Source organism: Kribbella sp., assembly GCF_035655035.1.
In the GTDB taxonomy this organism is placed as follows: Bacteria; Actinomycetota; Actinomycetes; order Propionibacteriales; family Kribbellaceae; genus Kribbella.
The window spans coordinates 1-11,972 of record NZ_DASRVN010000256.1; the positions used below are offsets into that span (position 1 = coordinate 1).

At 68.6% G+C, this 11,972-nt stretch carries 16 protein-coding genes and 1 other RNA gene; 4 read left to right on the top strand and 13 right to left on the bottom strand.

Going from position 1 to position 11,972, the window contains the following annotated elements:
* The 8 genes from ssrA to VFF46_RS14815 all read right to left on the bottom strand — a co-directional run.
* Positions 1-319, bottom strand: a transfer-messenger RNA (tmRNA) gene (ssrA, locus tag VFF46_RS14780); the annotation flags it as partial.
* A gap of 231 nt (positions 320-550) precedes the next feature.
* Positions 551-1,219, bottom strand: coding sequence for a YoaK family protein (locus tag VFF46_RS14785; protein WP_325037692.1), 669 nt, complete (start codon positions 1,217-1,219; stop codon positions 551-553).
* A 16-nt stretch (positions 1,220-1,235) separates the two neighbouring features.
* Positions 1,236-1,796 (bottom strand): DUF1707 and DUF4870 domain-containing protein, encoded by a 561-nt coding sequence (locus VFF46_RS14790; protein ID WP_325037693.1) that lies wholly within the window; start codon positions 1,794-1,796, stop codon positions 1,236-1,238.
* Positions 1,797-1,953: 157 nt separating this feature from the next.
* Positions 1,954-2,427 carry an SsrA-binding protein SmpB gene (smpB, locus tag VFF46_RS14795; protein WP_325037694.1) on the bottom strand — a complete coding sequence of 158 codons (474 nt, stop codon included), beginning with the start codon at positions 2,425-2,427 and terminating at the stop codon, positions 1,954-1,956.
* Positions 2,428-2,448: 21 nt separating this feature from the next.
* Complete coding sequence (locus tag VFF46_RS14800; protein WP_325037695.1) at positions 2,449-3,768, bottom strand: peptidoglycan DD-metalloendopeptidase family protein; 1,320 nt, start codon at positions 3,766-3,768, stop codon at positions 2,449-2,451.
* A 210-nt stretch (positions 3,769-3,978) separates the two neighbouring features.
* Positions 3,979-4,890 (bottom strand): permease-like cell division protein FtsX, encoded by a 912-nt coding sequence (ftsX, locus tag VFF46_RS14805; RefSeq protein WP_325037696.1) that lies wholly within the window; start codon positions 4,888-4,890, stop codon positions 3,979-3,981.
* Positions 4,891-4,917: 27 nt separating this feature from the next.
* A complete protein-coding gene (gene ftsE, locus VFF46_RS14810) occupies positions 4,918-5,607 on the bottom strand; it encodes a cell division ATP-binding protein FtsE (RefSeq protein WP_077013482.1) in 690 nt (229 codons plus the stop codon).
* Between the two features lie 163 nt (positions 5,608-5,770).
* A complete protein-coding gene (locus VFF46_RS14815) occupies positions 5,771-6,820 on the bottom strand; it encodes a carbohydrate kinase family protein (RefSeq protein ID WP_325037697.1) in 1,050 nt (349 codons plus the stop codon).
* Positions 6,821-6,940: 120 nt separating this feature from the next.
* Here VFF46_RS14815 and VFF46_RS14820 point away from each other — a divergent pair, with 120 nt between their 5' ends.
* Positions 6,941-7,321, top strand: a complete 381-nt coding sequence (locus tag VFF46_RS14820; RefSeq protein ID WP_325037698.1) for a hypothetical protein — start codon at positions 6,941-6,943, stop codon at positions 7,319-7,321.
* Positions 7,314-7,481: a hypothetical protein gene (locus tag VFF46_RS14825; protein ID WP_209698182.1), complete on the top strand. Its 168-nt coding sequence runs from the start codon at positions 7,314-7,316 to the stop codon at positions 7,479-7,481. The genes VFF46_RS14820 and VFF46_RS14825 overlap by 8 nt, the downstream gene beginning before the upstream one ends.
* A 6-nt stretch (positions 7,482-7,487) precedes the next feature.
* Here VFF46_RS14825 and VFF46_RS14830 read toward each other — a convergent pair whose 3' ends face one another.
* From VFF46_RS14830 to VFF46_RS14840, 3 genes are read right to left on the bottom strand one after another with little or no spacing between them, the layout of a single operon-like run.
* Positions 7,488-7,925, bottom strand: coding sequence for a PIN domain-containing protein (locus tag VFF46_RS14830; RefSeq protein WP_325037699.1), 438 nt, complete (start codon positions 7,923-7,925; stop codon positions 7,488-7,490).
* The gene (locus VFF46_RS14835) at positions 7,922-8,131 is read right to left on the bottom strand and encodes a type II toxin-antitoxin system VapB family antitoxin (protein ID WP_325037700.1); all 210 of its coding nucleotides are present in this window, start codon (positions 8,129-8,131) and stop codon (positions 7,922-7,924) included. Before VFF46_RS14835 ends, VFF46_RS14830 begins: the two co-directional genes overlap by 4 nt.
* A gap of 39 nt (positions 8,132-8,170) precedes the next feature.
* Positions 8,171-9,367, bottom strand: coding sequence for an MFS transporter (locus VFF46_RS14840; RefSeq protein ID WP_325037701.1), 1,197 nt, complete (start codon positions 9,365-9,367; stop codon positions 8,171-8,173).
* Between the two features lie 188 nt (positions 9,368-9,555).
* Here VFF46_RS14840 and VFF46_RS14845 point away from each other — a divergent pair, with 188 nt between their 5' ends.
* Entirely contained in the window at positions 9,556-10,824 is a 1,269-nt protein-coding gene (locus tag VFF46_RS14845) for a sugar ABC transporter substrate-binding protein (RefSeq protein ID WP_325037702.1), read from the top strand.
* Positions 10,821-11,231 carry a cytidine deaminase gene (locus VFF46_RS14850; RefSeq protein WP_325037703.1) on the top strand — a complete coding sequence of 137 codons (411 nt, stop codon included), beginning with the start codon at positions 10,821-10,823 and terminating at the stop codon, positions 11,229-11,231. The genes VFF46_RS14845 and VFF46_RS14850 overlap by 4 nt, the downstream gene beginning before the upstream one ends.
* A gap of 25 nt (positions 11,232-11,256) precedes the next feature.
* Here the strand turns inward: VFF46_RS14850 and VFF46_RS14855 are convergent, their stop codons facing one another.
* Positions 11,257-11,586 (bottom strand): helix-turn-helix transcriptional regulator, encoded by a 330-nt coding sequence (locus tag VFF46_RS14855; RefSeq protein WP_325037704.1) that lies wholly within the window; start codon positions 11,584-11,586, stop codon positions 11,257-11,259.
* On the bottom strand, positions 11,579-11,953 hold the full coding sequence (locus tag VFF46_RS14860; RefSeq protein WP_325037705.1) for a type II toxin-antitoxin system RelE/ParE family toxin: 375 nt from the start codon (positions 11,951-11,953) through the stop codon (positions 11,579-11,581). The genes VFF46_RS14855 and VFF46_RS14860 overlap by 8 nt, the downstream gene beginning before the upstream one ends.
* Positions 11,954-11,972: the final 19 nt, after the last annotated feature.

Genomic DNA, 11,972 nt, shown 5'->3' on the forward strand with positions numbered 1-11,972 from the left:
GCGCAGTCTGAATAGCGTTTTTCTCGGCCCCAGCGTTTGTACAGACATCTCGCTGACAGGCTCAGTCACTGTAAATGTCCCGTGCTAGCCCCGTGACCGGGCTAACAAAGCAAGCTCTCTAAATGAGGCCAGGAACCGGGGCGAGAGCATCCCCGGGCTGACCACCTCTTTAAGTGCTCAGGCCGTCAGGCGGCGAGAGCGAGGTCAGTGCGCTTTACGTCGGCACTTATTGGTTTCCAGAGATCGTTAACGAGATAACCCTGGATCCTCGGCCCGCTTCACTTGGAACATACGTCCAAAGTCGAAACCGTTCACCCCCTGTTGAGTTGTCAAACTCCCACCCGTACCGCGGTGGAAGGACCACACTACCAAGTCCAACCAGCGACCCGCACCTGACATTCCCTTCGCCCGGTTCACCACCCTGCTCTGGTCTCCGCCGGACAGGAGGTGTCCGGTTGTCGAGTAGTGCACCTGAGCGTGAACGGCTTCGTGCGTACAGCGTCTCACCAGCGCACTACCTGTCGAGCGGCCGCTCGACCACCGCCAGCCCTCAGTCCGCGGGTGCCAGGACGAAGATCGTCGCCGCGGCCGCGACCACCGTGCCGGCGAGGACGATCACCCAGGCGATGGTGACCTGGAGGAGCAGAGCGCCGGCAGCGGCGCCGGCGAGCATCGCGAGGATCGAGCCGAGGCGGCGGTACGGCGGGGCCGCGCGGCCGTTGCCGAGCACGCTGTCGGCGGCGAGCCCCGGGAGGGTGAGCGTCAGTACGGTCGTGGTCAGGTCCTTCGGGGCGGCGTGCCGTACGGTCGCGTTCTGCAGCCCGAAGCAGCCGGCCAGCGCGAGGATCAGCAGGTACGACGTGCCGCCGGAATCCCGCAGTACGCCGACCCCGACGAGCAGGCCGCACAGCAGCAGCACCGCCGCCTGCGCCCCGAACGCGATCCCGAGCCAGCGCCGCGGTCGCGCCTCCAGGACCCGGGCCGCCCGGCCGCCGAGCAGCGAGCCGAGGACGAACCCCAGGACCGCGACCACCGGCGGGCCGAGCCGGAAGCCCGACCCGGGTGCCACGGCGAACCCGAGGAACACCACGTTCCCAGTCATGTTCGCGACGAAGGTGTGTCCGAGCTTCAGGTAGCTGACCGCGTCGATCAGGCCGGTCGCCGCGGTCAGCCCGAGGAACGCGCCGACCTCCCACCGCACCCCGACCGGAACACCCATTCCAGCAGGGTAGGGCCTACTTGATCAGGCGCAGCGTGAACGGGTACCGGAACTTGGCGCCGGCCGCGGTGGCGAGGCCGCCGATGCCGGTGAGCAGGAACCACAGGATCCCGAGGATCGGGAACAGGAACCCGAGGAACCCGTGCGTGAACCCGGTCATCACCCCGAGCAGCGCGAACGCGCCGGCGGCGGTCAACTGGAAGTTCAGCGCCTCGACGGCGTGCCGGCGTACGGCAGGGTTCTTCTGGCCGGCCGTCGCGACGACGAGCGCCGGGCCGACGAAGAACGTCGGGTATCCGAGCCAGTGCGCGATCGTACCCATCCCGCGGCCGTCGCCCTGGTACATCTGCAGCGGCGCGGGCCGGGTGAAGGCGGCCGGGGCGAACGTCGGCACCGGGCGGGCGACGAGGCCGTCGAACGTGCTGTTCAGCTCGGCCCGGGTGCGCGCCTTGAGGGCCTTGTCCAGCCGGAGGTCGAACTCCATGTGGTCCAGGCGGCCGTCGGCGTACATCTCTTTGAGGATCTCGACGGCCCGATCCCGCTGCGCCGACGTCACCAGCAACTCTGAAGTGGACATGCTTCCACTGTGCGCGCCCAACCACCCCCACCCCATCCGGTTCAGCCCGGACCAACCCCTGACCCGACCCCACCCCTAGGTCCGGTGCCGCCCGCCCCTGTTCTTCCTGCTTGAGCGTATCCGGATCCGGCGGTCAGGTGCCGGAGTTGTCCACAGGTCAGCTGCGGCGGCGGTCGGAGAGGGCTCGGAGGGCTTCTCGGTTGGCTTGGCGTTCGGCCAGGGCGTGGCGTTTGTCGTAGTCCTTCTTGCCGCGGCCGGTGGCGAGCTCGACCTTGGCGTAGCCGTCCTTGAAGTACAGCGACAGCGGGATCAGCGACACCCCTTGCTGCTCGACGGCGCGGATGAGTTTCTGGGCCTCCTCCTTGTGCAGCAGCAGCTTGCGGGTACGGCGGGGTTCGTGGTTCGTCCAGGTGCCGTGTGTGTACTCGGGAATGTGCATCCCCTGCAGCCACAGCTCGTTCCCGCGGACGGAGGCGAACGCGTCGACGAGGGAGGCCCGGCCCTGCCGTAGGGACTTGACCTCGGTCCCGGTCAGCACCAGCCCGGCCTCCACCACGTCATCGATGTGGTAGTCGTGTCGCGCCTTGCGGTTCTGCGCGATCGGCTTCTCCCGGCCGGACTGTTTCACCATCCGGCCAGTATCCCAGATTGTTCAGAGCCACTTCATCGGATTAACGACCGAACCGTCCTGGTACACCATGAAGTGCAGGTGGCACCCGGTCGAGTACCCGGTGGTACCGGACCACGCGATGATCTCGCCGCGCCGCACCCGGTCGCCGACCTGGGCCTTGTACTTCGACAGGTGGTTGTAGACCGTGGTGATCGAGTGACCGTCCATCACCCCGTGTGAGACGAACAACCGGTTCCCGTAGCCGCCGTTGAAGTACTTGTCCGTGACCACACCGTCGGCGGCCGCGCGGACCGGCGTACCGCAAGGAGCGTGGAAGTCGGTCCCGTCGTGCAACTTCCAGATGTGCAGAATCGGATGGAAGCGCATCCCGTACGGCGACGTGATGTAGGTGCTGGCCGGGTAGCTCAGCCGGCCGCCACCGCTCGGCACCGGGTCCGGCACGTTCCGCGGCGGCCGGTGTTCCTTGCGCGCCTTCGCCAGCTCGGCCGCCTCGGCTGCCGCCTTCCGGCGCGCGGCCGCGGCCTTCTCGGCCTTCGCCTGCGCGATCAGCATCTGCTGGACCCGGTTCCGCTCCCGCAGCAGCGAGTTGTACTGCGCGAGTTCGGAGTTCTTCTCCTTCTCCGCCGCCTTGAACGCGGTCAGCTTGACCGCCGCGACCTTGGCCGCCTCCGCCCGGTCGGTCGCGACCTGCTTGGTCAGCACGGTGACCTTCTGGACCGTCGCGGCGGCCTCGACGCGGGCGGCCTCGGCCTCCTTCTCCGCCGCGGTCAGCTTGACCTGCTTGCTAGCCAGCTGAGCCTGCGCCGAGTTCAGGTTGGCGATCGCGTTGCTCTGGATGCCGAACACGTTCCGCTGGACCTGCATCCCGGTGGCGATGTCCTCCGGCGCGACACCGCGCAGCGCGATCGACAGCCCGACGAGACCGTTCTGCTGCTGGTACGCCGACCGTACGGCGCGCCCGGCAACGGACCGTTTCTCGGCGATCTGCCGCTGGCCGGCCGCCACGTCGGACGTCGCGGTCCGCACCGCCGCCTCGGCCGCGACAAGCTTGCCCGCGGCAACCGCGTCGGCTGCCTTCGCGGCGGCCAGCTGCCCCTGCGCGACGGCGTACCGAGCCTGCACGGCCTGGTACTTCGTGACGGCTTGGTTGTAGGCGGCAACGGACTTGCCGAGCTGGTCGGACGCGTCGTCGAGATCCGCCTTGGACTGGTTGATCTTCGAGTCGAGTTGCTTCTTCTTGGCGGCTGGATCCGGCGGTCTCGCCTCCGCGGACGGAGCGGACGGAACCGCGGCCAGGATGCCGGCGGACAGGGACAGGACAAGGCAGCAAGCGGTAACCACGGTCTGCCGGCCCGGCGATCGGTGACGCGATCGCGGGTACGGCGGGGCTGGGGTACCGGTGCTGTCGTCTCGCTTGATGCTCCCCCGCTCAGGCGGGTTCGCACCGGGGAAGTGCGGGACCACAGGTCGACCCCTTGCTCTGGATGAAGTTGTTGTGCGGTACAGGAGTTACTCGTGTGACTCCTGATACTGCACGATAAGTCACCCGGGTCAGACTTTGAGGTATTTCCGCGTCGTCAGGAATGTCGGGATGACCGCCAGCACCAGTCCGACCAGCACCATGATCAGCGTCACCCGGAAGGTCTCGGACGCGCCGACCCACTGCCAGACCCGGAACGTCGCCTGTGCCTGGCGCATGACCATGAAGTACACGATCATCCACAGCGTGCCGCAGGCCAGCGCGGCGCCGATGACGGCGGCCAGCACCGCCTCCAGCAGGAACGGCAGCTGGATGTAGAAGTTGGACGCGCCCACGAGCCGCATGATGCCGATCTCACGTCTGCGGGCGTACGCCGCCAGCCGGATCGTGTTCGCGATCTGCATCAGCGCGGCGACCAGCAGCAGGCCCGCCCCCAAGTACGAGCCGACCTGGAGCCAGTTCAGCGCCTTGAACAGCGGGTCGAGGTACTGCCGGAGGTCCTGGACCGTGTCCACCCCGGGCAGGCCGGCGACGGCGCTGACCAGGTTCTGGTAGCGCTGCGGGTCCTTCAGCCGGATCCGGAACGACTCCTGCATCTGGTCCTGGGTGACCGTGCTGACGATCGGCGAGTCCTTGTACAGCTTCTTGAAGGACTCGAACGCCTGCGCCTTCGACTCGGTGAACACGCCGTCCGGGGCGGTGTCCGGGTTCGACTCGATGGTGTGCTGGATCCGGCTCTTCTGCTCCTGCGTCACCTCGGTGCCGGTGCAGCCGCGGCCGCCGGAGTCCTTGGTGCAGAGGAACACCGAGATCTGGATCTTGTCGTACCAGTTCCCCTTCATCAGGTTGACCTGCTCGTGGGCGAGCAGCGCGCTGCCGAACAGCGACAGCGAGACCCAGATGGTGACGACGACCGCGATCGTCATCGAGAGGTTCCGCTTCAGGCCGATACCGAGGTCGGAGAGAATGTAGTTCAGGCGCATTTCGTCAGTAGTCCCTGTGCTCGGCGGTCAGTGCTGGTAGCCGTAGACGCCACGCGACTCGTCGCGGACGACGTGACCGTTCTCCAGCTCGATCACGCGCTTGCGCATCTGGTCGACGATCGACACGTCGTGGGTGGCCATCACGACCGTCGTGCCGGTCCGGTTGATCCGGTCCAGCAGCTTCATGATGCCCACCGACGTACCGGGGTCGAGGTTTCCGGTCGGCTCGTCGGCGATCAGGATCATCGGCCGGTTCACGAACGCGCGGGCGATCGCGACGCGCTGCTGCTCACCGCCGGACAATTCGTCCGGGAGCCGGTCCTCCTTGCCGTCCAGACCGACCAGCTCGAGGACCTCGGGGACCGTCTTGCGGATGTGCGAGCGCGGCTTGCCGATCACCTGCAGCGCGAACGCGACGTTCTCCGCGACGGTCTTGTTCGGCAGCAGCCGGAAGTCCTGGAACACGGTTCCGATCTGGCGGCGCATCTGCGGGATCCGCCAGCTGGCCAGCCGGTTCAGGTCCTTGCCGGCCACCATGATGTGACCCTTGGACGTCCGGTGCTCGCGGAGCACGAGGCGCAGGAACGTCGACTTGCCGGACCCGGAGGTACCGACCAGGAAGACGAACTCGCCTTTCTCGATCTCGACGTTGACGTTCAGCAGAGCGGCCTTGGACTGGCCCTCGTACGTCTTGGAAACATTCTCGAAGCGGATCACGGATTCATCCGGCCGTGGTCGGGAACAGGGAGCGACGCGACGGTAACCACGAAGTGCACCGTACGCCACCGGAGCGGCCGGCGATCAGTCTAGGCGTTCCACGGCGTGCCGCCGACCAGACCTGCCGCTCCGTACGCCGCCGTCCGATACCCGGTGCGCGGGCCTACGCGTCGGACTGCCGGGCGATCGTGGCCGAGGCGCGCCGGACGATCGGCACCGGGCCGGCCGGGAGCACGTCGCCGATGAACGCGTAGTGCCGCAGTACGTCGGGGTCGACGTCGCCGGGGCGGTGCCGGCTGTGGTCGCGGACCCAGTCGATGATGTCGCCCCAGCCCGGGGCCGCGAGCGAGCCGCCGAAGTGCTGCACGGACAGCCCGGCGCACAGGTTGCCGAACGCCAGCCGGTGCGCGAGCGGCCAGCCGCGAAGCGTCCCGAGCACGAGCGAGGCGAGGAACACGTCGCCGGCGCCGGTCGGGTCGTACGAGTGCACCGGCAGCGCCGGGACCTGCTCCTCCTCGCCGGTGGCCGAGTCGATCGCCAGCACGCCGTCGGCACCGTTCGTGACCACGGCGAGCGGCACCCGCTCGGCGAGCTTGTGCAGCGCGGCCTTCGGCGACTCGGTCCGGGTGTACGCCATCGCCTCGTCGGCGTTCGGCGTGAACGCGTGGAAACCGTCCAGTACGTCGAGCACGGCCGGTGACCACTCGTCCGTCGGGTCCCAGCCGACGTCGCCGAACAGCAGCGCGCCGGACTCGCGGGCCTCGACGGTCCAGCCGGGCAGTTCCTCGGCGACCGGGACGATCGCGGAGCGGGTCCGCAGCCCCGGCCCGACCAGCTTGCTCGGGTCGCCGGGTGCCTCGTGCGCGTGCGTGACCATCGCCCGGTCGCGGTTGATCGACATCGACACCGTGACCGGGGAGTGCCAGTGGCCGATCCGGCGGGAGTGCGACAGGTCGACGCCCTCCTGGTCGGCGAGCGTGCGCCAGCAGAAATCGGCGTACACGTCGTCGCCGAAAACCGCTGCGAGGCCGCTCTTCAGGCCGAGCCGGGCGGCCGCGATCGCGAAGTTCGCGACGCCGCCGGGGCAGGAGCCCATCCCCTCGGCGAAGATCTCGGTACCGGTGGTGGGGGCGGTCGCCAGGCCGGTCATGACGATGTCGTAGAACACGGTGCCTTGTACGAAGACGTCGTACCCGTCCTGCTGGTCGGTCACGGTGACACTACTCCTTGTCATGCTGGCCTGTCGGTGCTCGATGGGATGCTCCTTCGTAGCATCATCGACCGGTCAAGACCACGGAATTGGGAGGACGACGATGATCGCCGGGGTGTGTCCGTGATTCCCACCTGGATCTCGGTCGTCGGGGTCGTGATGACGGTGCTGTCGCCGTTGCTCGCGCTCGGTGGCGTGGTGCTCGGGGCGTACCTGACCCGCAAGTCCGACCGTGAGCTGGACACCTGGCGGCACCGCGAGGAGACCATGCGGATGGTGCGCTGGGCGGTCGAGCAGATCCTCGAGGGCGAGGACGCCGGGACCGACGCCGGCGTGGTGACGCTCCGCTCACTGATGCGGTCGGAGCTGTTACAGCCGGAGGACTACGACCTGGTCGCCGCGCTGACCGCCGCCGTTGCGATCGACCGGGTCGGGGCGGACGCGTACGCTGATATTGCGGAAGCTGACATCGAGGTCGTCGAGGGAGACAGTGACCATGGCTGACAAGCGGACCGTGAAGGTCTCCCGCCAGGTGATCGAGTTGGCCCGCCTGCACGTCGAAGCCGCTCGCCGAGCCGGCCGCAAACCCGACGAGGCAGTAGCCCGCATCGCCAACGCCCACCCCGACAACGGCAACGACTCCCCCACCCCTGCTCCCGCCTGATCGCTCTCAGTCCAGCGACCCGCGCGGCGCCACCCACAGGTGCGGCTGCCCGGTGACCGCCGCGATGTGCTCGAAGTCCTTGTCGTAGTGCAGGATCACCGCGCCGTGCTCCTCGGCCACGGCCGCGGTCAGTACGTCGACCACTCCGGCCGCCCGCTGCTGACCCCGCGCGGCCAGCCGCAGTTGCACGGCGCGTGCCCGCTCCGCGACCGCCTCGGTGAACGGCAGTGTCACGTACAACGACCGCCGCCGCTCGGCGATCGTCTGCAGCTGCTGGTGGTTGCGCCCGGAGAACCCCGCCTCGAGGTCGACGGTCACGCAGGTCGCCGCGGCCCCGTCCGCGATCAGCCCGGCGATGATCGACCGGACGGCCGGGTCGTTCGTCCGGGTCTGCGCCGACGTGTCGACCAGGTAGAGCTTCCCGACGGTGCCGACCGTGGTCAACGACGGGCCTCGCGCATGACCTCCGGGTCGGTGATGTCCGGGCCGACGCCGAGCCCGTACGGATCGTCGAGCAGGGCCTCGATCCGCTCCCGGCGGCGGGCGACGAACGCGAGGGCGGCGTTCACCGTGTCTTTCTTCGTCACTGTCCCCAGCTCCTTTGCCGCGAGTGCCAGCGCCTTGTCGTCCACGTCGATCACCGTCTTCATGCGATCGACACTAGGTGTCATATATATACTCGGGTAGGTTCAGATATACAACTTGATCGAATCGTTGCCGAGGCGGTGCGCGAGCCAGGTCGCCGCGGCGGCGACGCTCAGCAGGATGCCGCCCGCGAGGAAGCCCCAGGAGGGTGTGGTGTGGTCGACGAGGAGGCCGGCCGTCGCGGCGCCCGCGGCGGTGCCCAGGTTGTTGGTGGTGTTGATCCAGGTGCTGGCTTCGGTGTGTTGGTGGGCGGGGGTTACCTGGTCGGCGGCGAGGTAGGAGACGACGAAGAGGGGCGCGACGGCGACGCCGGTCAGGCCCAGGACGATGCCGAGCAGGACGAGGCCGGGGACGAAGGACGCCGTGACGAGGCCCGTGGCGAGGACGGCGATCAGGCCGGCCAGGTGGAGCGGCCAGGGGCGGGTGTGGGTACGGCAGGCCCAGAGCATGCCGCCGAGGACGCTGCCGCCCGCGATCGCCGCCTCGACGTACCCGGCGGCGCCCGGGCGGCCAGCCTGCTGCGCGACGGCCGCCACGCACAGGTACGCCGTACTCAGGCCGGCCGCGGCGACCATGATCACCAGCAGGATGCGCCGCAACCCGGGGAGGACGAGCGGGCCGAGCGGATGCCGGGACGTGGCCGGCGTAGCGGTGTGCGTCGTGACCGGGCTGGTCACCATCGCCAGCGTGCCGACCAGCATCAGACCGGCCGAGCAGCGCAGCGCGACCGGCGCGGCGAAGGCGCCGATCAGCGTGCCGGCGATCAGCGGCCCACCGAGGAACAGGCACTCCTCGGCGACCGCGTCGAGCGCGTACGCCCGTTCCTTGAGCGGCAGCCCGTCCGTGAGCAGCCGCCAGTTCGACCGCATCGACGGGCCCAGCGGCGGCGCCAGCAGGCCGGTCACCCCGACGAGGAGCAGCAGTACGACGGCACTCGACGTACCGGAAATCACCAGCAGACCGGCCGACGCGCCGGCAGCGAGAAACGGAAGCACGCGGCGCTGGCTGTACCGGTCGACGAGCCGCGCCTTGTACGGCATCGACAGCGATGTGACCCCGAAGACGGCGGTCGTGGCGCCGGCGACCGCGAACGACCCGGTCGACTGCCGGACCGTGATGAGCAGGGACAACGGGAGCAGACCGTACGACAGCCGGCCGAGCAACGCTGGCACGAACGTGCGCAGCGCCGACGGCAGCAGCAGGACGTCACGGTAGCTCCCGGCACGAGTAGTGCCGGACACGAGAACGCTCCAGGAAGAGAGACGGGATGGGCTCGGAACCACGCACCGCGTGGGAGCCGCCTCTAGTCACGGAGGGAATGCATGCTGGTCATCTTACCTGTTCCCAGCTGCTGGAAATGCCGCGCTGATCGGCCCCGGCGGTCGTAGGGTCTACGCAGGCTGCGCGTGTGCGCTGAACGGAGGCTGGAATGACTGGTGGGATGACGCGGCGGCGGTTGCTCGGGATCGGTGCCGGGCTGTCGGCGATGGCGGTGGCGGGATGTGGTTCCAACAGCGGGCGGCCCTCCACGGGCAGCGGGTCGAAGCCGGCCCTGCAGCAGTGGTACCACCAGTACGGCGAGGCCGGTACGCAGCAGGCGGTGGAGAAGTACGCGAAGGCGTACCCGGACGCGACCGTGACGGTCCAGTGGTCGCCGGGCGACTACGACAAGAAGGTGTCGACGTCGCTGCTCACCGACCAGGGCCCGGACGTGTTCGAGAACGGCAACGGCCCGTCGATCGACATGATCAAGGGCAAGCAGGTCGTGGAGCTGACGGATCTGCTCGGCGACGCGAAGAGCGACTTCAACCCCGCGCTGCTGGAGCGGATGTCGTACCAGGGCAAGCTGTACGGGATCCCGCAGGTCGTCGACATGCAGCTGCTCGTGTACCGCAAGAGCCTGCTGAGCGCGGCCGGCGTACAGCCTCCGCAGACCGTCGACGAGCTGCTGGCGGCCGCGAAGAAGCTCACCACCCCCAAGGTCAAGGGCCTGTTCGTCGGCAACGACGGCGGTGTCGGCGTGCTCGGCGGCCCGGCGCTCTGGTCGGCCGGTCTCGACTACCTGACCGCGGACAACCAGTTCGGCTTCGACGACCCGGCGGCGGTCGAGTCGCTGCGCAAACTGCGGGAGTTCTGGACCGCGAAGGTTCTGTTGCTCGGGGCACCGACCGACTGGTCCGACCCGTCCGCCTTCACCCAGGGCCTGACCGCGATGCAGTTCACCGGTCTGTGGACCCTGCCCGCCATCGAGAAGGCGCTGCCAGGCGACTACGGCGTACTGCCGTGGCCGAAGCTGAACGCCACCACGGGCAAGCCGAGCGTCCCGATCGGCGCGTACGGCTCCTGCGTGAACGCGAAGTCGAAGAACGTCGACGCGGCGAAGAAGTACGTCAAGTGGCTGTGGGTCGACCAGACCGACGACCAGCTCGACTTCGCCCAGTCGTACGGCTTCCACATCCCGGCCCGGAAGAGCCTGGTCGAGAAGGCGACCAAGCTGAAGTCCGGCCCGGCCGCCGACGCCGCCAAGCTGGCGACCGAGAACGGCCACGCCCAGACCCCGATGCTCTGGTCGCCGAAGGCCGGCTCGGCCTACACCGACGCGCTGAACAAGATCATCCGCAGCGGTGCCGACCCGGCGGCCGAGATCAAGACCGTGAAGGCGGTCACCGAAGCTGAACTGAAGCGGATCACCGGATGAGCCTGCGGTTGCAGCCGCTGACCGACGACGACCGCGAGCTGATCGAGCTGGCCCGCCGTACGGTCGACGCGAACACCGACGGCCCCGACGGCATCCACACGATGGGCGCCGCGGTCCGCGGCGTCGACGGCCGGATGTACGCCGGCATCAACCTGTACCACTTCACCGGCGGCCCGTGCGCCGAACTCGTCGCCCTCGGCCGCGCCCGCGCCGAAGGCGCCCGCGAACTCACCACGATCGTCGCCGTAGGCAACGAGAACCGCGGCGTCGTCGGCCCCTGCGGCCGCGACCGCCAGGTCCTCGTCGACTACCACCCCACCATCCGCGTCATCCTCCCGTCACCGGACGGCCCCGGCTCGGTCCTCGTCACGGACCTGCTCCCGGGCGCCTACCGCTGGACGCCCTAGACGTCAGACACGGCAGGCAGCGTTGTCAGGCGACCTTCCAGGTCCGGTCACCGAGAGTCGCGACCAGGTCAACGCTGCCGCCCAGGGCCGTGACATATGCGCGGATGACGTCGATGCCAGAGACCTCGCCGTTCTCGATCTTCGAGACGCGCGCCTGGGAGACCTTCAGAAGCTTCGCCAGCTCGGCCTGTGTGACCCCCGCCGCCTTGCGCATCTCGGCGAGCTGATGCCCACGCGAGTAGGCATCCAGCCGCGCCCGAGCCGCCTGCTTGCTTGCGGCCCGCTCCGCGTCGCTGCGCGGATCGGCGGCGCGGCTCTTGGCCTTGACGTCCTTCCACTTCACGTAGTCACCCATCACTGTCCTCCTTCAGCGCGATCAGATGTTCGGCGAACCTCTCGTCCGCGAGCGGAATCGCAGTCCGGTACCAACTCTCCCACTGCCCCGACTTGTCGCCTGCCACCAGGACGATCGCCTCACGAGCCGGGTCGAAGGCGAACAACATCCTGATCTCACTCCGCCCCGCTGACGGCGGCCGGAGCTCTTTCATGTTCTGGAACCGGCTGCCTTTCACCCGATCAACCAACGGCCGGCCCGCTGTCGGCCCCTGATCCGCCAGTTGATCGATCGCGGCCTCGATCAGCATGCCGGTCTCCGGATCGCTCTTGCAGACAGCCAGATACCAGGACTCGACTTCCTGATGAAGGCTGATCTCCCATCCCACCCCGCCAGTATAACCGATT

Bases quoted from the DNA above. Each gene is read 5' to 3' on its own strand.
- VFF46_RS14785 (WP_325037692.1), bottom strand. From the start codon at position 1,219: ATGGGTGTTCCGGTCGGGGTGCGGTGGGAGGTCGGCGCGTTCCTCGGG.
- VFF46_RS14790 (WP_325037693.1), bottom strand. From the start codon at position 1,796: ATGTCCACTTCAGAGTTGCTGGTGACGTCGGCGCAGCGGGATCGGGCC.
- smpB (WP_325037694.1), bottom strand. From the start codon at position 2,427: ATGGTGAAACAGTCCGGCCGGGAGAAGCCGATCGCGCAGAACCGCAAG.
- ftsX (WP_325037696.1), bottom strand. From the start codon at position 4,890: ATGCGCCTGAACTACATTCTCTCCGACCTCGGTATCGGCCTGAAGCGG.
- VFF46_RS14825 (WP_209698182.1), top strand. From the start codon at position 7,314: ATGGCTGACAAGCGGACCGTGAAGGTCTCCCGCCAGGTGATCGAGTTG.
- VFF46_RS14835 (WP_325037700.1), bottom strand. From the start codon at position 8,131: ATGAAGACGGTGATCGACGTGGACGACAAGGCGCTGGCACTCGCGGCA.
- VFF46_RS14845 (WP_325037702.1), top strand. From the start codon at position 9,556: ATGACTGGTGGGATGACGCGGCGGCGGTTGCTCGGGATCGGTGCCGGG.
- VFF46_RS14850 (WP_325037703.1), top strand. From the start codon at position 10,821: ATGAGCCTGCGGTTGCAGCCGCTGACCGACGACGACCGCGAGCTGATC.
- VFF46_RS14855 (WP_325037704.1), bottom strand. From the start codon at position 11,586: ATGGGTGACTACGTGAAGTGGAAGGACGTCAAGGCCAAGAGCCGCGCC.